15 protein-coding genes and 2 tRNA genes are annotated in these 21,518 nt (G+C 66.3%); 11 read left to right on the forward strand and 6 right to left on the reverse strand.

What is annotated here, in order from left to right; translation table 11 throughout:
• Positions 1-22: 22 nt before the first annotated feature.
• From IEV87_RS04720 to IEV87_RS04755, 8 genes are all read left to right on the forward strand, one after another.
• Positions 23-478, forward strand: a complete 456-nt coding sequence (locus IEV87_RS04720) for a TrgA family protein (protein ID WP_188476512.1) — start codon at positions 23-25, stop codon at positions 476-478.
• On the forward strand, positions 463-1,587 hold the full coding sequence (locus IEV87_RS04725) for an NUDIX domain-containing protein (RefSeq protein WP_188476513.1): 1,125 nt from the start codon (positions 463-465) through the stop codon (positions 1,585-1,587). Before IEV87_RS04720 ends, IEV87_RS04725 begins: the two co-directional genes overlap by 16 nt.
• Positions 1,588-1,644: 57 nt before the next feature.
• The gene (locus tag IEV87_RS04730; RefSeq protein ID WP_188476514.1) at positions 1,645-2,676 is read left to right on the forward strand and encodes a cysteine synthase A; all 1,032 of its coding nucleotides are present in this window, start codon (positions 1,645-1,647) and stop codon (positions 2,674-2,676) included.
• Complete coding sequence (locus tag IEV87_RS04735; protein WP_188478344.1) at positions 2,676-5,105, forward strand: DUF3772 domain-containing protein; 2,430 nt, start codon at positions 2,676-2,678, stop codon at positions 5,103-5,105. Before IEV87_RS04730 ends, IEV87_RS04735 begins: the two co-directional genes overlap by 1 nt.
• Positions 5,106-5,271: 166 nt before the next feature.
• Positions 5,272-6,108 carry a GMP synthase gene (locus IEV87_RS04740; protein WP_188476515.1) on the forward strand — a complete coding sequence of 279 codons (837 nt, stop codon included), beginning with the start codon at positions 5,272-5,274 and terminating at the stop codon, positions 6,106-6,108.
• Between the two features lie 80 nt (positions 6,109-6,188).
• A tRNA-Ser gene (locus IEV87_RS04745) sits at positions 6,189-6,278 on the forward strand.
• Between the two features lie 131 nt (positions 6,279-6,409).
• Complete coding sequence (locus tag IEV87_RS04750; protein ID WP_188476516.1) at positions 6,410-7,321, forward strand: helix-turn-helix transcriptional regulator; 912 nt, start codon at positions 6,410-6,412, stop codon at positions 7,319-7,321.
• Between the two features lie 108 nt (positions 7,322-7,429).
• Positions 7,430-7,906 (forward strand): cupin domain-containing protein, encoded by a 477-nt coding sequence (locus IEV87_RS04755; RefSeq protein WP_188476517.1) that lies wholly within the window; start codon positions 7,430-7,432, stop codon positions 7,904-7,906.
• A gap of 106 nt (positions 7,907-8,012) precedes the next feature.
• Here the strand turns inward: IEV87_RS04755 and IEV87_RS04760 are convergent, their stop codons facing one another.
• The gene (locus IEV87_RS04760; RefSeq protein WP_188476518.1) at positions 8,013-10,346 is read right to left on the reverse strand and encodes a penicillin acylase family protein; all 2,334 of its coding nucleotides are present in this window, start codon (positions 10,344-10,346) and stop codon (positions 8,013-8,015) included.
• 152 nt (positions 10,347-10,498) lie between these two features.
• Here IEV87_RS04760 and IEV87_RS04765 point away from each other — a divergent pair, with 152 nt between their 5' ends.
• Positions 10,499-11,509, forward strand: a complete 1,011-nt coding sequence (locus tag IEV87_RS04765) for a LacI family DNA-binding transcriptional regulator (RefSeq protein WP_188476519.1) — start codon at positions 10,499-10,501, stop codon at positions 11,507-11,509.
• Here the strand turns inward: IEV87_RS04765 and IEV87_RS04770 are convergent.
• The 5 genes from IEV87_RS04770 to IEV87_RS04790 all read right to left on the reverse strand — a co-directional run bounded on the left by IEV87_RS04770 (position 11,506) and on the right by IEV87_RS04790 (position 17,013).
• The gene (locus IEV87_RS04770; RefSeq protein WP_188476520.1) at positions 11,506-13,944 is read right to left on the reverse strand and encodes a CaiB/BaiF CoA-transferase family protein; all 2,439 of its coding nucleotides are present in this window, start codon (positions 13,942-13,944) and stop codon (positions 11,506-11,508) included. The genes IEV87_RS04765 and IEV87_RS04770 overlap by 4 nt on opposite strands.
• A 24-nt stretch (positions 13,945-13,968) precedes the next feature.
• Complete coding sequence (locus IEV87_RS04775) at positions 13,969-14,832, reverse strand: SDR family NAD(P)-dependent oxidoreductase (RefSeq protein ID WP_188476521.1); 864 nt, start codon at positions 14,830-14,832, stop codon at positions 13,969-13,971.
• Positions 14,833-14,842: 10 nt separating this feature from the next.
• The gene (locus tag IEV87_RS04780; RefSeq protein ID WP_188476522.1) at positions 14,843-15,703 is read right to left on the reverse strand and encodes a MaoC/PaaZ C-terminal domain-containing protein; all 861 of its coding nucleotides are present in this window, start codon (positions 15,701-15,703) and stop codon (positions 14,843-14,845) included.
• A 279-nt stretch (positions 15,704-15,982) separates the two neighbouring features.
• Positions 15,983-16,441 (reverse strand): disulfide bond formation protein B, encoded by a 459-nt coding sequence (locus tag IEV87_RS04785; RefSeq protein ID WP_188476523.1) that lies wholly within the window; start codon positions 16,439-16,441, stop codon positions 15,983-15,985.
• Positions 16,438-17,013 (reverse strand): YqaA family protein, encoded by a 576-nt coding sequence (locus IEV87_RS04790; protein ID WP_188476524.1) that lies wholly within the window; start codon positions 17,011-17,013, stop codon positions 16,438-16,440. The genes IEV87_RS04785 and IEV87_RS04790 overlap by 4 nt, the downstream gene beginning before the upstream one ends.
• 153 nt (positions 17,014-17,166) lie before the next feature.
• On the opposite strand from IEV87_RS04790, the gene IEV87_RS04795 reads away from it, so the two are divergent.
• Positions 17,167-17,252, forward strand: a tRNA-Leu gene (locus IEV87_RS04795).
• A gap of 789 nt (positions 17,253-18,041) precedes the next feature.
• Positions 18,042-21,518: Ig-like domain-containing protein (locus tag IEV87_RS04800; protein ID WP_188476525.1), on the forward strand; the 3,477-nt coding region annotated here is incomplete at its 3' end.

Here is a 21,518-nt window from a genome sequence, read left to right on the forward strand (position 1 = left end):
CTAAAAAATGGGAGAGCCTGGTATGCCAACTGCTGCACGCGTTGTTGCCGCCATCTGCATTGCCTTCGTCGCCTGGGTCGTCAGCGGTTTGGTCAAACAGGCCATGCCGGAGACCCCTAATTTCGGACTTTTTGTGCCCCTGAGCGTTGCCGTAGCACTGGCCTGCGGCTGGACGATCCTCGGGCGGCGGGCAGACCGGGGTCGGCTTGGTCTTGCAAATGCCATCGGGGTCGGGCTGTCGGCCATGGCCATGACGGTTTTCTGGGTCCTGCTGATCTGCGCGCTGGAGGAATCCTTCCGCACCGCGATGTCGCGGGGGTACCATGACCCGATGAAAGTGATCTACGCGCTGTATCCGATCGGAACGCGGCTCGGTTCTGCGCTGCTGGACACGACAATCCTGGTCTGGCTTGGTTTCGGCGGGGCGATTTCCGGGTTGCTGGCGCATCTGGCCGGAGAGAAATGGCCCGGACGCTGATGCTGTTTCTTTTCGGGACGTTGCGCTACCAGCCGCTGCTGGACCTTGTGGCGGGTGAAGGGCTGGAGCAGGTCCCGGCGAGCCTGCAGGGATGGCGTGTCAGCGGTGTCGAGGGTCACGGATTTCCGGTCATGGTGCAGGATGCCGCGTCGGTGGTGCACGGGGTGGTGATCTCTCCGTCCGCCGCGGCGCTGGACCGGCTGGTCCACTACGAGGACGCGTTCGGCTACGTCCTGACGGATGTCACGGTGACGACCGGCGGGGCAGAGCTGGCCGCGAAGGTGTTCGTACCGCCGGAGATGCGCTGGACCCCGTCCGGTATCTGGTCGCTGGAAGACTGGGCGGCGCGGGAGGGCGCGCGCGCGCTGTTCTTCGCGGAGGAGATCATGGGTTATCACGGCCGCTTCTCCGGTGCCGCGCTGCAGTTTCGCCGCCAGCAGGCGGAGGGCCGGGCGCAGGCGCGGGTGCAGGCCGCGTCCATGGCCGCGCCCGTCGTGGGCTGGGACTGCCCGGCCGAACGGGTCGAGGTCACGGGGCGCACCGCCGATCATGCCGGGTATTTCGTGACAGAGACCGTGAACCTGCGCCATCCCCGCTTTGGCGGCGGCATGTCGGAGGAGATCACGCGCGAGGTCTTTGTCGCCGCCGATGCCGCCATCGTGCTGCCCTATGACCCGGTGCGCGACCGCATCCTTCTGGTGGAGCAGTTCCGCATGGGGCCGTGGCGCCGCGGCGCGGCCTATCCCTTCATGCTGGAGCCCGTCGCGGGCCGCATCGACCCCGGTGAAACGGCGGAGGACTGCGCGCGCCGGGAGGCGGTGGAGGAGGCGGGGCTGGACCTGCGCGAGCTGATCCTCATCGGCGCCGGCTATCCGACGCCGGGCTATTCCAGCGAATATTTCCACGTCTTTGCCGGAATCTGTGATCTTCCGGACGGAATCGAGGGCACGCACGGGCAGGAGGACGAGGATGAGGACATCCGGACCCATGTTCTGTCATGGACGCAGGCCGAAGACCTTTTGTCCCGCGGAGAGGCGGACAACATGCCTCTTGTCCTCGCGCTTGTCTGGCTTTCGCGCGAACGGTCCGGATTGCGCGGCTCGGGTTGAGTTGCCATGCGCCGCCGTCTACATCTTTCGGCCAAGAGTGGTTGAAAGGAACCTTCCATGAGATTTGCCGAGGACCTGTCGCAGGCGGTCGGAAACACCCCGCTGATCAAGCTGCGCCGCGTGAGCGAGGAAACCGGGTGCACCATTCTGGGCAAGGCGGAGTTCCTCAACCCCGGCCAGTCGGTGAAGGACCGCGCTGCGCTGTGGATCGTCAAGGACGCGATCGCGAAGGGGCAGCTTGAACCGGGCGGCACCATCGTCGAGGGCACGGCCGGCAACACCGGCATCGGGCTGGCGCTGGTCGGGGCCTCAATGGGGTTCAAGACCGTCATCGTCATCCCCGAGACGCAGAGCCAGGAAAAGAAGGAAATGATCCGCCTGGCCGGTGCGCAGCTGGTCCAGGTGCCTGCGGTGCCCTACAAGAACCCGAACAACTACGTGCGCTATTCCGAGCGGCTCGCGGCAGAGCTCGCCAAGACCGAAACGCACGGCGCGATCTGGGCGAACCAGTTCGACAACCCCGCCAACCGGCAGGCTCATATCGACGGCACGGGGCCCGAGATCTGGGACCAGACCGGCGGCAAGGTCGACGGGTTCGTCGCCTCTGTCGGGTCGGGCGGGACGCTGGCGGGCGTCGGGCTGGCGCTGCAGCCGAAGGGCGTGAAGATCGGACTGGCCGATCCCATGGGGTCGGGCGTCTATTCGCTCTACAAGGATGGAGAGGCCAAGCCCGAAGGCGGGTCGATCACCGAAGGCATCGGGCAGGGGCGCATCACCAAGAACCTTGAAGGCTTCACACCGGACATGATGTACCAGGTGCCCGACGAGGAGGCGCTGCCCTATGTCTTCGACCTGCTGGCAGAGGAGGGGCTCTGTGTCGGCGGGTCCTCGGGCATCAACATCGCGGGTGCGGTGCGCATGGCGAAGGAAATGGGGCCGGGGCACACCATCGTGACGGTGCTCTGCGACTACGGCACGCGGTACCAGTCCAAGCTCTTCAACCCCGACTTCCTGCGCGACAAGGGCCTGCCCGTTCCGGGCTGGCTGAGCGAGTCGCCCAAATCCATTCCCGGAGTCTTCGCCGAGTGATGCGCCTTCTGCGGTTCCTTGCCTTCTGCCTCGTCCTCGTGGCGGGGCTGGCGGGGACCGTTTCGGCGCAGGACGCACCGGATTACGAAAGCTGGGAAGCCGCCGCGCGCCGGGCGGAGGCGGCGGTCGAGACCGCGCAGGCCTCGGACGCCGCGCTGGAGCAGTTGCGCGGGCAATTGGCCGAGCGACGCGAGGAATTCCGCGCCGCGCAGCAGACCAATTCCGCCGCCATCGCCGCCGTTACCGCACAGATCGCCGCGCTCGGTCCCAAGCCTGCGGAGGGGGAGGAGGCGCCGGAGACCGCGCGCCAGCGGGCGGAGTTGAACACACGTCTCAACGATCTCAAGGCGCCGGTGCAGCGGGCTGAGGTCGCCTACAGCCGTGCCGACGCGCTGATCCAGCAGATCGACCGGATCATGCGGGAACGGCAGGCGACGCAGTTGCTCGAGGTCAGTCCATCTCCGATCAACCCGGTGAACTGGCCGCCCGCCGTCGAGGCGCTGGTGCAATATGTCTATCGCACCGGGCTGGACGTGCAGGAGAACTGGCAGAAGGACACGCGCCGCGCCGTCTATCAGCGGAACCTGCCGGTGTCGGTCGGTCTGCTGCTGCTGGCAATCGTGCTGGTTCTGCGCGGGCGGCACTGGGTCGAACTTCTCGTCACGACCATCCAGAAGCCTAGTCGCACGGCGGAGCGCTGGCTGGCGGGGTTCGTGATGTCGCTTGGGCAAATCGTGCTGCCTGTGGTCGGACTGATTCTGCTGACGCTCGCCGCGACCCTGACCGGGCTGCTCGGGACACGGGGCGATGTGCTGATGCAGTCGATCCCGGCGGGGGGCTTTGCCTTCTTCGCCGCCCGCTGGCTTGGCGGGCGCATGTTTCCGCGCGACGAACAGGGAGAGCCGCTGCTGGCGCTGAGCCCGGCGCAGCGGATCGAGGGACGCTTCCACGCGTCGCTGCTTGGTTTCGTTCTGCTGCTGAACGCGCCGCTTGAGGCCATCGCGGCGCAGGCGGAATGGTCGCCGGTTATCGTCAACGTGCTGACCTTCCCGCTGATGGTGGTGGCGGCCGTTTCCATGGTGCGTCTTGGCCGCCTGCTGATGCGTCACAACCGCGCCGGCGCGGGCGAGGGGGCCGATCCGGATTTCCGCGCGCGGGTGGTGGCCCTGTTGTCACGCGCCATCATCATCGTGCCGGTGGTCGGGATCGCGCTTGCCTCGGTCGGCTATTTCAACGCGGGGCGGGCGCTGGTCTTTCCGCCGGTCGCCACGCTGATGCTGCTTGGCCTGCTGGTCGTGCTGCAGAAGCTTGTGCAGGAGATCTACGTCCTGTTCAGCCGCAACCGCGAGGGCGTGAACGAAGCGCTGACGCCGGTGCTGGTCGGGTTCGTTCTTGCCATGGCGTCGCTGCCGCTGTTCGCGCTGATCTGGGGCGCGCGGAGGACGGACCTCTCCGAGATCTGGGACCGTTTCACCGCCGGGTTCAGCGTCGGGGAGACCCGGATCAGCCCGACCGACTTCATGACCTTCATCCTTGTCTTCGGGCTCTGCTACCTGGCGACGCGTCTGCTGCAGAGTGCGCTGCGCTCGCAGGTGCTGCCGAAGACGCGGCTCGATCCCGGCGGGCAGAATGCGATGACGGCGGGGGTCGGATACATCGGCATCTTCGCCGCCGGGCTGATCGCGGTCACTTCGGCCGGGGTGGACCTGTCGGCGCTGGCCTTCGTCGCGGGGGCGCTGTCGCTTGGCATCGGTTTCGGGCTGCAGAACATCGTGCAGAACTTCGTTTCGGGCATCATCCTGCTGATCGAACGGCCCATAGCCATCGGCGACTGGATCGAGGTCAACGGCCAGATGGGCTATGTCCGCGACATCTCCGTCCGTTCCACCCGGATCGAGACCTTCGACCGCACCGATGTCATCGTGCCCAATGCCGACTTCGTTTCGGGCACGGTCACCAACTGGACCCGCGGCAACCTTGTCGGGCGGATCATCGTGCCGGTCGGCGTGGCCTACGGGTCCGACACGCGGCAGGTCGAACAGATCCTGCGCGAGGTGGCCGAGGCGCAGCCCATGGTTCTTCTCAACCCCGCGCCCTTCGTGCTGTTCAAGGGGTTCGGCGCGGACAGCGTGGATTTCGAGGTGCGGGCGATCCTGCGCGACGTGACCTCCATCCTCGCCGTGCAGACAGAGATGAACCACCAGATCTACGAACGCTTCAACGCCGCCGGCATCCAGATCCCCTTTGCGCAGCGCGACATCTGGCTGCGCAACCCGGAAGCGCTGCACGCGCCTGTCACGCCGCCCGCCAATCCCGGGCCGGTGGCGCCGGGCCCTGCTTCCAGCGCGACCGCCATGCTCGACGCGGGCGACCTGCCCGGACAGGAGGGGCCCGGACAGGATGGGGGCGACGGCGACGGGGACCGCTGATCCGTCTTCGTTTCATCTTGCCGGAAAATATCCCGGGGGGATTGCTCCGCAGGAGCAAGGGGGGCAGCGCCCCCGGATGCCGTCACGGGGTCTGGAATACCGCCACTGTGTCGTTACATGCCCCGTGCTACGCTGACGCCAAGTCAACTCGCGTCAGGGGAGAGATATGGTCGCCTTCAATCACACCGTCGCCCGGTTCGCGGTCTGGAACCTGGCCGGGAACGACCGCTTTCCCGGCGGTGACGGGGACGGCATCGATCCGCAGGGACGCAAGGCGCTGAGCCAGGCGCTCGGCCTGGCCCTGCTGGATGCGGAATTCGTCACGCTGGTCGAGATTTCGCCGGAAACCCATATCAACCGGCTCGCGGAACTGCTGGCGCAGAAGGGGCTGGACTACGAGATCACCGCGCCGAACCAGACCGGCAGTCATCTGAACATCGGCTTCCTGCACAAACCGGGGATAGAGGTGTCAAATCCCCGGTTCATCCCCGGCTCGCAGGGCGACTACCTTGGCGGGCGGCAGGCGCTGGCGGTGGATGTGCGGATCGGGTCGCGGTTCAAGGCGGTGGTGATCGGTGTGCATCTCAAGTCCGGTCGGGACCGGGCAGAGCAGCTGGTGCGCGACAGCCAGTGCCGGGTCATCGGCGACTGGATCACCACGCTGCACAACACCCCCGGCTATACCCGGCATGCGATCCTGCTCATGGGCGATTTCAACATGATCCCCGGTCAGGACGTGTCGAACTTCCACCACCTCGGCGGCGACGACGTGATGGATTTCGTATCCTGCTGGGACCTGCAGGACCGCTATTCTCATATCCTTGAGAGCGGGCGGGCGAACCTGCTGGACGGGTTCGCGGTGTCGCGCAACTACTCCACACGTTACGTTCAAGGCTCGCTCCAGCTGTTCCCGATGCACTGGACGCTGAAGATGGGGCGGGAGAAATTCCGCAATGAGGTGTCGGACCATCTGCCCTTCGTGGCCTCCTTCAAACTGTTCTGACGAAATTTTGTCACATCGCCGCGCGGCGGCGGAAAAATCGGGTTGAACCCCGGTGGCGGCTTTGTGTATGAGCGCCCCACGGACAGGTGGCCGAGTGGTCGAAGGCGCACGCCTGGAAAGTGTGTAGGCGGGAGACCGTCTCCAGGGTTCGAATCCCTGTCTGTCCGCCACCCTCTTCCTGTTGATGTTTTGAACACTGCTGAGGCCTTGCTGGCGCGGCTGCGCGGGTGTCCCTGCAAGCCTGTTGCGCGACGCGGCCCGGCGCGCGTATGCAGATCGCGGTGGAGTGTGGATTCGCCCGATGTACACGCAGCTGGACATGGACCGCACGCTTTCGCGTGTCAGCCCGACAAGGACAGGCGTGACCCTTGTGGCCGCATGGCCGAATTCTGCCGTGGCCGCGGCGCGGTTCTGCAACTCCGACCCGGTGGCGGAGACGGAGAAGCGGCTCGACCCGCATGACGGGTATTACATCGTCTATCATCACGGCAGGGTCGGCGGGCACGAATTCCGGGATGCCGGAAGCCAAAGCTGGGTGCCCGACAGCGCGGGCGGTTCGGTCAACATCTTCGACCTGAACACCGGGCCGAGCTGCCGGTTGAACGGGGCCTTCGACGGGCTCGACATCTATGTCCCGCGCGCCGCGCTCGACGATGTGGCGGAAGGGGCGGCGGCGGCGCGGGTGGACCGGCTGGTCGCGCCGGACGGGTGGGAGACGCGGGACCCGGTGTTCGAGAATCTGGCGCGGTTGCTGCTTGCAGCCACCCAGTCCTCCGATCCGGTCGGAGCGCTCTATGCCAGTCACCTGCTGGTCGCGGTGACGTTGCATGTGACGAAGGCCTATGGGGGCATGCGGGAACGGGAGTGCCGGGCGGCCGGCGGTCTGGCCCCCTGGCAGCTGCGCCGCGCGCAGGAGATGCTGAGCGCGGACCTCTCCGCCCCGCCGGGGCTAGGCGCGGTGGCTGCGACGCTCGGCCTGTCGCCGTCGCATTTCCTGCGGGCGTTCAGGGCGTCAGCAGGCTGTCCGCCCCACGCCTGGCTGCAGCGCGTGCGGATCGCGCGGGCCAAGGATCTGCTGATGATGCGGGACCTGTCGCTGGCGGATATCGCGCTTGAGACCGGTTTTGCGGATCAGAGCCATTTCAGCCGGACGTTCCTGCGCCACACCGGGACCACCCCGGGCCGGTGGCGGGCGTTCCGCAGCCCCGAATAACGCGATCGTTTCGTTCCAGGCGCAGCAGGATTCGACAATCCCTTTCCGGGTGTGCCGGTTAATCCGCCGCCAGAGGCCAGCACGGCTTCGGGATCAAACGAGGTTATCATGAATTTGCAAAACACCCTGACGGCCGTTCTGCCGTTCGCCCCGCATCTGCCTTTCCGCGCCGCTAAGGATCTGGAGTGGTTCGGCGGTCTGCCCGGCGAGCGTATCGCCATCATCGTCAACGGGACCGACGTGAACGGGGCCTATTCCATCATGCAGGTCGTCGCGCAGCCCGGCATGGCGACGCCGCTGCACAGCCATGCGGAGGACGAGGTCTTTTTCGTGACCGAGGGCACCGTGACGTTCGAGGTGGATGGGCAGCTAATCGAAGGCGGTGTCGGGTCGACCGTGGTCATCCCGACGGGCGCGCCGCATCGTTGGGCCATCCGGTCGGGCGCGCAGGCGCAGTTCCTCGTCTTCTTCTCGCCCGGAGGCGTGGAGCAGATGTTCCGGCGCATCGGCGGGCTGGCGCCCGACCAGATCGTCGGGCTGGCGCAGAGCTTCGGCAGCGAGGTGCTTGGCCCGCCGCTGGCCTGAGGGCTTTCCGGGTGCTGCGGCACCTTCGGTGCATGATGCCCGGAGGGCGGTTCGGTCACGCGGGCTGTGGTCGGATCCTGCCCGATGCGGTTGCACCGCGGCCCCGTCAGGCTGGCCGCAGGGAGAGGCGGTGTTCCGTCACCGCCTCCACCGCCGCATCGGAATAGCTCAGCGGCACGTACTCACCGGCCAGCCAGGGGGCAGCGAGGTCCCCGTAATGCGGGCTGGCCGGGTCTCCGGACTGGCCGGGGAGATTGACGCAGCGGCTGTTGTCCCAGTCGCCCACGTCCATCAGCAGGCGGACCGAGGGGCCGACAATCGCCTGGAAATCCGCGAGCCGGTAGACACCGTAGTTCGGCGTGTTGGCATTGCCTCCGATCCGCAGCGGGGGCAGGGTCCAGGCCTCCGGCGTGCCGGGCAGGGCGGCAAGTGCGTGGCGGAATGGCAGCTGGTGCAGGTCGCCCCATTTCCATCCCTCCGGCGGGCCGAAGGCCTCCGTCGCGGCGCTCCATGCGGCGGAAAGCGTCTCTGTCAGGATCGTGTCCCGCCTGGCGGGGGCGGGCAGCCAGTCTTCCGGCGTCTCCAGCACCTCGAGCACCATGCGGACGGAGCCGGGCCAGAGCATGGTCATCGGCGCCTCGGCGTTGCCCAGTTCGCGGTAGAGCGCAGGCTTGAGGTGACGCGTGACCCAGTATTCGAGGAACAGCGCGGGTGCGGACGCCGCCGTCATGCGGGCGTCGAAACCGGACAGGAGGTCGCGGGCAGCATGGGCACCCGCCCCGAGCGCGGCACCGGAGATCAGCGTGACCAGCCGGGCGGAGGTGCCGGAGTAGTGGTCGTTCTGCAACCGTCCTGCAGCCTCCAGCGTATGTGCGGGATCGGCGTCAAGCACCGCGTGCAAGCGGTCGGCGCGGCTGCGGTCGATCCATTCGTAGCCGATGGTGCGCGCGGCCTCCGGGTCCCAGTCGGCGGGGATGTTGTGCTCGTTGGCGGTGGCGATGAAACCGCGCTCCGGGTTTTTCACATGCGGCAGGCGGTCGAGGTCCAGCGCGCCCTGCCATTCGTACCGTCCGTCCCCCGGCACGGGGGCAAGCCCGTTCCAGTTCGGGCGCACCGGCGTCGAGCCGACGGCCTGCCAGGCAATCGTGCCGGTCACATCGGCGTAGATCTGGTTCAGCGTCGGCGCGGCCCAGTTCCTGAGTGCATCGCGCCACTGGGCATGCGATTTCGCGCGCATGACGGACAGGCTGGTCAGGTAGGGCGCGCTGCCGGTCTGCGTCCAGACGGTGCGCACGGCAAAGGCGCGCGACCCGTCGCGATGCACCACCGGGCCGTGACGGGTGAAACGCATCTCGTGCCGCACATCGGGGGCGCCCCGGACGGGGATGGTTTCGGCAACCGTGGTCATCCGCTCCCACGCTCCGCCATAGCGGTACAGGTCGGGGTCGTCGGGATGGGTGTCGTAGACGTACATGTCCTCCTGATCCGCGCAGAAGATCGTGAAGGAGAAGGCGCTGTGTCCGTTGTGGCCGAATGCGATTCCGGGCAGGCAGGGCTCTCCGGCGCCAATCACGTCGATGCCGGGCGCTTTCAGGTGCACGAGGTAGCGGATGGAGGGCAGGGCGTGGGCGCGATGCGGATCGCTGGCCATGATCGGACGGCCCGTCGCGGTACGGTCCGGTCCGACCACCCAGTTGTTGGAACCTTCGGCAGAGGCGGTCTGGACGACCTCTCCGAGCGGGGAAAGGCGGGTCCAGCGCGCCGCCTCGTCCGGCGTGGCGGCCAACCGTTCGGGAGTGAAGGTGACGGTGGCCGTGGCCAGCAGGAAGGTGTCGAGCGCGGCCAGCGGGACAGAGCCGGCCGGCACGTCGGGATCGATCGTCGGCGTGACGCGGGGGGTAAGTTCTTCCCGAAGGAGGTCTGTCTTCTCGCCGTGCAGGGCAAGCGTCTGGTTGCGCGCAACCTCGGAGATCAGGTTTCGGGTCAGAGCGTGAGACCGGATGCGGGCGATGTCGTCCGCCTGCCAGTGCGCGGGCCGGGTGTCCATCTGCGCGAACTCCGGGGGCAGGGGCTGGTCCCCGGCAAATGCGGCGTCGATGTAAGCGTTGATGCCGCGGGTGAAGGCGGTGCAGATCGCCTCGGCATCCGGGGCGTAGGTGGCCCAGTCCGCCGCCATGTCGCCGCGGTAGAGGAAGGCGCGGGCGGCCCTGTCCTGCTCCACATAGCCGGGGCCGAAATCGGCGGCCAGCAGGCCGAGACCGCGCTTGCGCCACAGGTCGATCTGCCAGAGCCGGTCGCGGGCGGCATTGAAGCCCTGCGCGAAAAACAGGTCGGCGTCGTTATCGGCGCGGATGTGGCAGATGCCCCACTGGTCGCGCAGGATTTCCACCGGGGCGGAGAGACCGGGAAGGGTCAGGGTTTGCGTCGTTTCGTCGGGCATCGGGGGTCCTCCTGCTCCGCAGTCTAGGCGCGGGGAGGCGCACCGCAAGGGCCATGGTCTGGACCGGACGGTCCAGCCGGTTGGCGCGGTTTGTCTGGCGGCATCGGGGCACGGTCTGGTAGGATCGGCGCAGTTCGATATCGAGGGGACCGGTGACAGAAAGCGGCAAGATCACGATCCGCGACGTGGCGCGCCGAGCCGGCGTGTCGCTTGGCACGGCGAGCCGGGCGATGAATGCCGCGCCGGGCGTCATGGCGCGTACGCGGGCCACGGTGGAGGCGGCGGCGCGGGAGCTTGGCTATCAGCCGAACGCCGCGGCGCGGGCGCTCCGGTCGCGGTCGTCGCGGCTGATCGGGTGTCTGTTCACTGACCTGGAAAATCCACTCTATGCAAGGCTTTACAACTCCCTCCAGGACCGGATGGCGGAAGAGGGGTTCGTCACGCTGATCAATGCAAGCTCGGGCCGGGCCGATCGGGAAAGCCGCGCCGTGCAGACATTCGCGGAGCGCGGGCTGGACGCCATCGTGGTCGCACCGGGGAATGAAACGGATGCCGATCTGCTGGCGCTTCTGCGCGATTTCCCGGCGCCGATCGTGGTGGTGGACCGGGACATTGAGATCGGCGCGGACCGGGTGCTGTTCGATCATGACGCGGGGATCCGGGCGGCGGTGTCCTATCTTGCCGGGCTTGGCCACCGTCGGATCCTTCCGGTATTTTCCCCGATCGACACGCGGCCCGGACGGATGCGTAGCACGGCCTTCGACGCGGCCATGGCCGAGGCGGGGCTGGACGTTCCGTTGCGGGTGGCGCCCGACACGCCGAACAGCCCGGTCTTCGCGGAGGTCTGCGCCGCGCTGGCCGGCCCTGACCGCGCCACGGCGATGATCGTGCAGGGGACGCATGTGCTGAGTTCTGCGCTGAACGCGCTGGCACGTCTCGGCCTGCGGGTGCCGGAGGACATGTCGCTCATCGCCATCGGGGACAGTGCCACCACCACGGATCACGTGCCTGCCCTTACCGCGCTGAGGCTGGACCGGGACGGCATGGTGGCGCTGATCGCGGACCGTCTGCTGGCGCGCATCCGCGGGCTGGATGGGCCTAGACAGGATGACGTGATCGCCTATGAACTGGTGAAACGCGGGTCCTGCATGCCGCCTGCCTAGCGCGCGGCGGCCTTCTTCCTCGGGCGGCGGGGCCGGGCCTCGAAACCGATGATGCCTTCGGCCAGAAGCGCGTCGAATTCGGCGTCGGTGACACCCAGCTCGCCCTGAAGCACCTCGCGGTTGTGCTGGCCGACGGTTGGCGAGGGGAAGCGGTTCGGGTAGCCGGTCGTCGCGTCGCCTTCGACATAAGCGGGGCGGGGCTGGAGGTGGCCGCCGATGAAGGGGCGGGTCATCGTTTCGTACCGTCCGGTGGCGATCATGTGCGGGTCGATGCCCAGCTCCAGCGGCTGGCGCACCGTTCCGGCGGCGATACCGCGCGCCTGCAGGTCGGTCAGGGCGCCAAAGCCGCGCACGTTGACGAGCCAGGCGGAAATCGCTGCGTCGATCCGGTCATGATGGGCGCGCCGGCCTTCGGCCGTGGCCAGCGCAGGATCCTCGGCCAGATCGGAGCGGTGCATCGCATCGCAGAGCCCGCGCCATTCGGCATCCGAGCGCACGGCGATGGTCATCCAGCTGTCGTCTCCCATAAGCCGGTAACAACCGTGCGGGGCATAGCGCGGATGACGGTTGCCAAGGCGGGGCGGGACCTTGCCCGTCACGGCGTGACTGATGATGGACTCCGCGAAGAGCGGCAACAGGCACTGGGCCTGTGCGATGTCGATATGCTGGCCCTTCCCGGTCGCTTCGCGCGCGAGAAGGGCGATCATGATCGAGGAGGCCGCCGTCATGCCGCCGATCGGGTCGCCCATGACGGCATGGCTCATCGCGGGCGGATCCTCGGGGCGGCCGTTGACCGAGGGCAGGCCGGAGGCGTGTTCCAGCGTCGAGCCATAGGCGCGCCCGTGCCGCCAGTCAGTGAACATGCCGAAGGCGGGCATGGTCACGGCGATGATACGCGGGTTGAGATCGAGGAACACCTTGGAGTCCAACCGGAATTTCGGCATGACATCGGCGGCGTAGCTGTCGATCACCACATCGGCGGTCTTCGCCAGTTCCAGGACCAGCGCGCGCCCCTTGTCCGAGGAAATATCGAGCGTGATACCGCGCTTGTTGCGGTTCATGTACTGCCAGCCCATGTGGCGTTCGAAGTACTTCTCGACGTAATAGACGCCCCGGGTATCGATGCCCCGGAACCAGTCGGGATTTTCGCAGCTTTCGACCTTCACCACATCGGCACCAAGGTCGGCGAGCTGGCGCACCGCAACCGGCCCGGCCCAGCCCATGGACAGATCGAGGATGCGGAGATTGCGCAGCGGCAGGCCTTCGGCCACCTTCGCCGGGGCCATGCGCGTGCGGCCGGGAAGGCTGGACCAATCGGTCGAGCCGGGGAGCGGGGCTGTTCCGTGGCGGACGGGCGGCGTGCCTGTCAACTGATTGGGCAGGATTGGTGCGTCGAAGGTTGTCGCGCCGACGGTAACGGTGCCGAAGCTCTTGCGCTGGTGGTGGAACGGCAGGGTGGCGATTTCGTCGACACCGGGCAGAATGGCGAGCGGCACCTTGTTCTCGATGCCGAGTGCAAACCATTCGGCGGCAGGTTTCTGTTTGAGCAGCGGTTTGAGGATGAGGTCCAGTTCCTCTGCCACCGCCTGTCGTTTGGGAGCGGTGTCGTAGCGGTCGTCCGTGCCAAGCTCCGGCACGCCCAGCATCTTGCAGAAGGACACCCATTGCTGCGGCGACATGATCGTCACCCCAAGCCAGCCCTGCGCCGTCGGATAAGGGCCTGCGGGATAGGTCCGCCCGAAGACATTCACACCGACCCGACCCCGCTTGCCGAGGTCCATCTGAAGGCCGATGTCATATTCGCTGATATGGCTTACAGCTGCGTGGATGGAGGAGGTGAAGCGCCGCCCGCCTGAGGCGGAGTCCCAGAGCGTCGCGGCGGCGGGCAGAAAGGCGGTCAGCGCACCGATGACCGCCGCCTGGCCTTCGGTCGCCAGCATCGGCGGACCTTCCGCCGGGCCGGCCTCGTAGACCACCCCGGCGAGTGAGCGGACGACGGCATCGGTGCCCTCGAAATCGCGATAGGGGCCCTGGTTGCCGAACCAGCTGATACCGACGATGGTGAGGCCGGGATCAGCGGCCTGAAGGTCAGCGTGGATCAGGGCTGAGGCGTCGATCTCCTTTGGAGCGCGACCGTCCAGCAGAAGGTCGCAGGAGCGCAGGAGGGCGCGGATGGCCTCGGCCCCCTCGGCCGTGGCGGGATCGGCGGTAACGGAGAGCTTGTTGGTGTTGAGCCACGCGACGAAGGCGGAGGTTCTGCCGGACCCGGTATCGACCTGCGGGCCCTCGGCCCGGCGGGGATCGCCGCCCTCGGGTTCGCACTTGATGACCTCGGCACCGAAATCGGCGAAAAGCTTGCCGCAATAGGCGACGCTGTCCCCGCCGCCGATCTCGAGAACACGGAAGCGGGAGAGGGGGCCGGGCTGGTCGGTCATGGCGACGGGTCCTTCGATCAGGCTTCAGTCGGGGAAGAAGATCTGCGCTTCCCGGTCCGCTATGTCCTGCGCGCTGTAGGCGTAGTCCGGTTCCCACCCGTCGGAGCGCACGACCTTCAGTTCCGCGATGCCGGGACGGCCGACATGCATGACCTTGCCGGACTTGTCCATGCCGCAGAGGTCGGAGCACATGTAGACCATGGACTGCGCGATCGTATCGGGCAGACCGGCGACGGGGAAGCCATCCTCCGCCTCGGCCAGTTCGCGGTAGCGGGGCAGGTCTTCCGTCATGCGGGTCAGGGCGGAGGGGGACATGCACATGACCTTGATGCCGTACTTCCGCCCCTCGATCGCGAGCACCCGGGTCAGGCCGTAGATTCCGCCCTTGGCCGCGCCGTAGTTCGACTGACCGAAATTGCCGAGCAGGCCGGAGGTGGAGGAGGTGTTGACGATGGTGCCGCCGCCGTTGGCACGCATCCATTCGAAGACCGGCTTGGTGCAGCAGTAGGTGCCCTTGAGGTGGACCTTCATGACAAGGTCCCAGTTCGCCTCCGACCCCTTGTGGAAGGTCTCGTCGCGCAGGATTCCCGCGTTGTTGACGAGGATGTCGACGCGGCCCCACTGTTTCATGGCCTGGTCGAAAATCGCCTGCCCGCCCTCCATGGTGGAGACATCATTGCCGTTCGCCACGGCCTCGCCCCCGGCGGCGGTGATGTCGTCGACCACCTGCTGTGCCGGACCGATGGAGCCGCCCGATCCGTCGCGTGCGCCGCCAAGGTCGTTGACGAGCACCTTCGCGCCCTCGGCCCCGAAGGCACGCGCATAGGCGGCGCCCAGACCGTTGCCCGCGCCGGTGATGATGGCGACCTTTCCGTTGAGCAAGCCCATGTTTTCCCCCTTATCTCAGTTCCGTCAGGCCGTTCTTGACGCAGGTGACTCCGCGTGCCTCGATCCGTGCTTCGAAATGCACTGCGCGGCCCTCCTGCCAGAGCGCGACGGTGATCGTCTCACCCGGATAGACCGGGGAGGAGAAGCGGCAGGCGTGGCGGCGGATCGCAGCCGGGTCCCAGTCCGCGAAGGTCTGGAGGAGGGCGCGGCAGGTGATGCCGTAGGTGCACATGCCGTGCAGGATCGGCGCGGGGAACCCGGCCTTGGCGGCGAATTCCGGGTCCGAATGAAGCGGGTTGCGGTCGCCCGACAGACGGTAGAGCAGGGCCTGTCCGGGGCGCGTCGCGATTTCCACGACGCGATCGGGGGCGCGATCGGGCACGGCTGGCGTTTCCGGCTGGCCGGAGGTCGGGCCGCCGAAGTTGCCGTCGCCGCGGGCGAAGGTCGTGCCCTGAAGAGTGTAAAGCGAGTCGCCCTCCGCATCCCGGACCTCGGTCTCGCGCACCAGGATCGCGCCCTTGTCGCCCTTGTCCCATGCGCCGAGCCAGCGGCTGTGCGCTGAAACGGTGGCTTTGACGGGCAGGGGCTTGTGGAAGGTGATGTCGCGCTGCGCATCCACCACCATCACCTGATTGATGTCGATGGACGGCGGGCGGGCGTTCCATGTGGCGACAGAGGCGAACGTCGGCACGACCTTCACGGCGGGATCGCGCCGGGTGTACCAGCCTTCGTTGACGAACGAGAGCTCCTCCGCGCCGGCGGGGTCTTCTCCCATGCCGATGCCGAGGGCGTAGAGCATGACGTCGCGGTCGTCCCAGCTGGCCGGGACGGTTTCGCCGCGCAGTTCCGTCAGATCTGCGGATATGGGCATGTGGCCTCCTGTCCGGGGCGCCATCTCCTCCGCGGCGCGGTCCGTCCGGGCATCTTGCGACAGGGAAACGTTTCCATCAAGAGGCGGCGGCGGGCGTGGGTGAATGGGTGTGCGGTGGTGGTGAGGTGGATCGGATAGCGACGATTTTGGTTTTTGGAACAGTGTCTTGCGAGATGTTCTGCAAGTGCCGCCTGAGAGCCGGAGATCCTCTGGCCGAGCCAGAGGATGACGCGTCGCCGGGCGGATGCCGGGTGCGGGCAGCTCGAATCGTGCGCGCGGTCAGCTGCGGGCGGCGCGGACCCAGAAGATGACAAGGATGAGGGAGATCACCATATTCCAGCTGGCCATGGAGAGGCCCAGCATCTGCCAGGCGACCTCGTCGCAGCGGATCAGCGGGGCGTTAATAACCTTTTCGAAAAAGTCGTCCGCCGACAGGCTGGTCGCGCCGCCTGAGGTGCAGGTGGTCGGGCCTTCCCACCATCCACGCTCAACCCCCGTATGATAACCGCCGATGCCCGCCGTGGTCAGCGCCGTCGCCGCGCCGAGCCAGCCAAGCATGCGGTTGCCGAGCGCCAGCGTCGCCGCGCCGATCAGGATGGCGGCGGCATGGGGCCAGCGCTGGAGCAGGCAGAGGTGGCAGGGCGCGAGCCCGCCGATGTGCTGGAAGGCGAACGCGCCGAGCAGCAGGGCAAGGGATCCTCCGGCGGCGATCAGAATATTCAGGCGGAACAAGTTCATAGAAAGCGTATGGCCACGAAGCCGCCGATCAGGGCAAGGAAAATGATCGTGAAGACGAGCCCGAGCCGCTTTTCGATGAAATGCCGGATCGGCGCGCCGAAGTACCACAGCAGGGCCGCGAGGATGAAGAACCGGATGGCGCGGGCGACGATTGCGGTCACGATGAAGGTGGCGAGGTTCATGCCGGCGCCGCCGGCCATGATGGTGATGACCTTGAAGGGGAAGGGCGTGATCCCCGCGCCTAGGACCGCCCAGAAACCGGCGTCGGTAAACGTCTGGCGGTATTGCTCCATCGCGTCGGCCTTGCCCATGGCGGTGAGCAGGGGTTCCCCGATCGTGTCGAAGGCCAGCGCCCCTATCGCATAGCCGAAGAGACCGCCCAGGACGGAGGCAGCGGTGGCGACCCCCGCAATCAGCCACGCGCGGGAGGGACGCGCGATGACCATGGGGATGATCATGATGTCGGGCGGGATCGGGAAGAACGACGCCTCGATGAAGGATACGAAAGCGAGGTACCACAGCGCGTGCGGATGTTCGGCCAGCCGGAGTGTCCAGTCGTAAAGTCTTTTCATGCCGCGCTTTCCCCGATGGTTGCCCGCAGGAACCATGCCGGCCCGGTGCGGTCAAGCCGTCGCGCGGCACCGTGTATTGACGTTGCATTCGCGCTGGACGCATTCAGCGGGCCGGGATAGGAGGGGCAGGGCGGGGCCCGTGGCACCGCAGGGGCCCAAGTGGCGGAATGGTAGACGCAGGGGATTCAAAATCCCCCGGCCGCGAGGTCTTGTCGGTTCGAGTCCGACCTTGGGTACCAATGCTTCCCTTTTCATCAGGACGGACCGGCTGCGCCAGCGCCGCCGTCGTCCGGTCGGCAGATCCCGGCCGGAATCGGCGGTCCCCGGGAGTTGATGCAGCGACATACCTAAGAGTTTGATTCGGGTGAAACCAGGCATTCCGGCCACATTCGCGGAACCAATTTCTCGCCCGAAATGCCGATTGGTTCCGATATCTGGACAAGATTGGGGTGAGGATCACCCAATTGTGCGCAAATCTGGGCGGAGTGCGGTGCCCCCCGTCTGTTTCCGGATGCGAAACCGTATGCAGGTGTGCGGCGCGGGACGGCGCCCTTCCAAAGATGAACAAATCGTTAAAAACAAGGCGTGACCCTATCCGAAAGTATGGGTCGATACGGAAACAATACCCGGAGATGCCGGTTTGAAACCGGCGGAAACCCCTCAGATTGTGGCGGAGGGAAGGTTGCCCGACATCATTTTTCCGATGTTTTTCCCTTTGTTCGACGTGTTGGCACGATTAAAACCGTCTGTGCCCGACTGGGGGGCGCAAGACTGATGGCCACGGGGCGGCCACCGAAATGTCATGCATCCGGGAGGATGTGTAGCCTGCGTATGTCGGGGCCTGGTCCGTGGATGGACCGGGACGGTCGCCGATTGCCGGAACCTGTATGGGTCCTCCGGAGCGGCTGGCCTGCACAACTGCTTCGGACCATGACGATTGAATTGGATGACGGTGTCGCGGCGCGCGCACCGGGCCGCAACACCTGACGGACCACCCGCTGGTCCCGACGGACTTAGAGGGTGAGAACATGACTGGATTTTTCTTCTGGGATTGGCTGAAGCACGACTACAATTACGGCGGTGGCTCCACCAGCACGGACCATCGCGACGGCTATGTCGAAGGCACCACCGGGAACGACGTGATCGGCGCCGGTTATACCGACTCCGACGGCGACAAGATCGACAGCAACGACGCCATCCTCACCGGGGAGGTCGGCAATGACGACATCGTCATCGCGGGCAAGGGCGACGACAAGGTCTATGCCGGCAAGGGCAACGACGAAGTTTACGGCGGCGGCGGCAAGGACACGGTCCTCGGCGGTTCCGGCGATGACGTCATTTATGGAGATGCGACCCGTAGCGCGCCCGGCACCGTCTCCAATTCATATGACTGCAAGAGCCTCTGGGACTACTCCTCGAACTGCGACAAGTGGTTCGACTGGGGCAACCTCGTCTGCAAGAAGCTGTCCTGGTTCGACAACTGGGACAACCACCTCAAGCTGACGCTCGACAAGGGCTGCCTGCTGAGCAAGCTGAACTTCGACGGGGCGTCGAAGGGCGGCTACTGCAAGATTTTCGACATCAACGGCAAGGTCCTGTTCGAGGGCAACGTGTCCTCCACCCTGTCGCTGAACATCGACGCGGCAGTGAAGATCGAGCTGTGGACCAACAATGGCTGCACGCTGAAATCCATCGACTACGCCCAGGGCGGGTTCGACGGGATCGACGGCGGCGAAGCGGATGACGACCTGCTCGAAGGCGGTCTCGGCAACGACACCATCTACGGCAACGGCGGCGACGACACCATCAAGGGCGGCGACGGCAACGACAAGCTCTACGGCAACTCCGGCGACGACCGGATCGAGGGCGGCAAGGGTGCCGACGTGATCTTCGGCGACGGCAGCGGCGGCGGATCGAACGCGGGCGAGATCGATCTGGACGTGTCCGGCGCGAAATACACGCTGGCCACCTGGTCGCTGAACAGCTTCACCGTGACCGGGGCGGATGGCAACGTCTTCCCGAACTCGACGAGCGGGCTGAGCGACAGCAAGGTCGCGGGCGCCACGCTGACCATCAAGGCGGGCACGCAGCCGGTCGCGGTCGGCGTGAACGACTCGGATTCCCGGTTCGAGGACGGTGACCTGAACCAGGTTCTCGCGAAGGGCGTCACGATCAACGGCGTTTCCGCCGGTGCCGGGTCGCGTTTTACCCCCGAATACGCCTATTCGATCCGTCCGGTCGGGTCCTCTGACCCGAACGACGTCATCAAGATCTACGCGGTCGAACTGCACGGCAACACCACCGTCGGCTTCGTGTCCGACAAGCCGATTACCGTCGGCCAGCAGTACACGATGATCGAGAAGATCTCCGACTATCCGAACGTCCAGTATTCCAACCTGGCCGACAGCTACATCACCGCTGACGGCGGCGCGGCTGGCGGTGCCTCGGGCGCCAATGGCAACGACACGATCCTCGGCGGCTCGGGCGACGACACCATCTACGGTGGCGGCGGCAACGACTCCATCGAGGGCGGCTCCGGCAAGGATGTCATCTACGGCGACAATGGCCCGAACGGCGGCGGCTCCACCCCGCCTGCATCCGGTGCGCGTGAAAGCTTCGAATGGGACAAGGCACCCGATCCGAACAGCTCCGGCGCGATCGACAACAACGATCCGCTGTCCGGCGGCTTCTCGCAGAACACCGGTTCGGTCAACGTGACCTTCTCGGTCAAGGCGACCAACGAGAGCCCGGAAACCAAGTTCCAGACCGACCAGCAGAAGGTGCATTCGATCACCACGGACGGGCCGGAAGCGGACAAGTATTCCTCCATGGCGTCGCGACTGAACTCGGATGACGAGAGCGCGACCTACCAGTGGGCCTTCTCCTCGACCGTTTCGAACGTGTCCTTCCGGATCAACGACATCGACGCGGACTCCAAGGTCACGATCAAGGCCTATGACCTGAACGGCAATCTCGTCTCCATCGACGTGAAGGCGGAAAGCGGCACGCACCTGACCCTGTCCGACAAGGACGGCGTCGGCGGAAAGGAAACCGTCAGCCACTCCGGCAACGACACGGCGGCGGACACCAGCCCCTACCACTCGGTCCTGGTGAACATTCCCGGCCCGATTTCCCGGCTCGAGATCAAGCACGAGCAGGACGGCCACGACACCTCCGAAATCAATGTCACCGACATCTACTTCGATGCGACCGGCGGCGGGAATGGCGGCGGGAATGGCGTTGCGGGCAACGATACGATCCTCGGCGGATCGGGCGATGACTCCATTTTCGGCGAAGGCGGCGACGACTCCATCATCGGTGGTGCCGGCAAGGACGCCATGTCCGGCGGCGACGGCAATGACATCTTCAAGGTCTCCAGCTCAGCCGAAGGCGCGGGCGACGTCATCGTCGGGGGCAACGGTCCGGACCAGAACACCGACAACGACACGCTTGACCTGCGTGGCGCCGGCAAGGTGACGATCAACCAGTCGGCCGACACCACGGATGCGGGGTCCTACAAGGGCACCGTGATCTTCTCGGACGGCAAGACGCTGACCTTCTCCCAGATCGAGACAATCCTGACGGATCCGCAGGTCAACGAGAAGCCGGATGCCATCAACGACACGGCGACCACCGACGAGGACAACGCCGTCACCATCGACGTGCTGGCCAACGACACGGATCCGGAGGGCGATACGCTCACCATCACCACCGTGTCCGACCCGGCCAACGGAACTGCGGCCATCGTGGGCGGGAAGATCGTCTACACGCCGGATGCCAACTTCAATGGCACCGACACGATCACCTACACGATCAGCGACGGTAACGGGAACACCGATACCGCCACCGTGACCGTCACCGTGAACCCGGTGAACGACGCCCCGGTGGCTGCAGACGACGCGGCCTCAACCCCTGAGGACACGGCCGTCACCATCAACGTCCTGGGCAACGACATGGATGTGGACGGCGATCCGCTGACCATCACCAATGTCTCCACCCCGGCGAACGGGACCGCGACCATCGTGGGCGGCCAGATCGTCTACACTCCGAACCCGGACTTCAACGGGACGGACACGATCACCTACACGATCTCGGACGGCAACGGCGGCACCGATACCGCAACCGTCACCGTGACGGTCGGCAGCGTCAATGACGCACCGGTCGCCGTGGACGACACCGCGACCACGCCCGAGGACACGGCGATCACGCTGAACCCGCTGGCCAACGACACCGATCCGGATGGCGACACCCTGTCGATCGTCGGGACCCCGGTTTCGGCAAACGGCGGCACCGTGACGGTCAACCCGAACGGCACGATCAGCTATACCCCGGCGCCGAACTTCAACGGCACGGACACGATCACCTACACGGTGACCGATCCCTCTGGCGCAACGGATACCGCAACCATCACGGTCAACGTCACCCCGGTGAACGACGCTCCGGATGCGGTGGACGATGCCTCGGGCACCGACCAGGGTACTCCGGTGACCATCGACGTGCTTGGC

Source organism: Primorskyibacter flagellatus (assembly GCF_014638275.1).
Classification (GTDB): domain Bacteria; phylum Pseudomonadota; class Alphaproteobacteria; order Rhodobacterales; family Rhodobacteraceae; genus Pseudooceanicola; species Pseudooceanicola flagellatus_A.

Coding starts and splice junctions, on each gene's coding strand:
- IEV87_RS04720 (WP_188476512.1), top strand. CDS start 23: ATGCCAACTGCTGCACGCGTTGTTGCCGCCATCTGCATTGCCTTCGTC.
- IEV87_RS04725 (WP_188476513.1), top strand. CDS start 463: ATGGCCCGGACGCTGATGCTGTTTCTTTTCGGGACGTTGCGCTACCAG.
- IEV87_RS04730 (WP_188476514.1), top strand. CDS start 1,645: ATGAGATTTGCCGAGGACCTGTCGCAGGCGGTCGGAAACACCCCGCTG.
- IEV87_RS04735 (WP_188478344.1), top strand. CDS start 2,676: ATGCGCCTTCTGCGGTTCCTTGCCTTCTGCCTCGTCCTCGTGGCGGGG.
- IEV87_RS04740 (WP_188476515.1), top strand. CDS start 5,272: ATGGTCGCCTTCAATCACACCGTCGCCCGGTTCGCGGTCTGGAACCTG.
- IEV87_RS04750 (WP_188476516.1), top strand. CDS start 6,410: ATGTACACGCAGCTGGACATGGACCGCACGCTTTCGCGTGTCAGCCCG.
- IEV87_RS04755 (WP_188476517.1), top strand. CDS start 7,430: ATGAATTTGCAAAACACCCTGACGGCCGTTCTGCCGTTCGCCCCGCAT.
- IEV87_RS04760 (WP_188476518.1), bottom strand. CDS start 10,346: ATGCCCGACGAAACGACGCAAACCCTGACCCTTCCCGGTCTCTCCGCC.
- IEV87_RS04770 (WP_188476520.1), bottom strand. CDS start 13,944: ATGACCGACCAGCCCGGCCCCCTCTCCCGCTTCCGTGTTCTCGAGATC.
- IEV87_RS04775 (WP_188476521.1), bottom strand. CDS start 14,832: ATGGGCTTGCTCAACGGAAAGGTCGCCATCATCACCGGCGCGGGCAAC.
- IEV87_RS04780 (WP_188476522.1), bottom strand. CDS start 15,703: ATGCCCATATCCGCAGATCTGACGGAACTGCGCGGCGAAACCGTCCCG.
- IEV87_RS04785 (WP_188476523.1), bottom strand. CDS start 16,441: ATGAACTTGTTCCGCCTGAATATTCTGATCGCCGCCGGAGGATCCCTT.
- IEV87_RS04790 (WP_188476524.1), bottom strand. CDS start 17,013: ATGAAAAGACTTTACGACTGGACACTCCGGCTGGCCGAACATCCGCAC.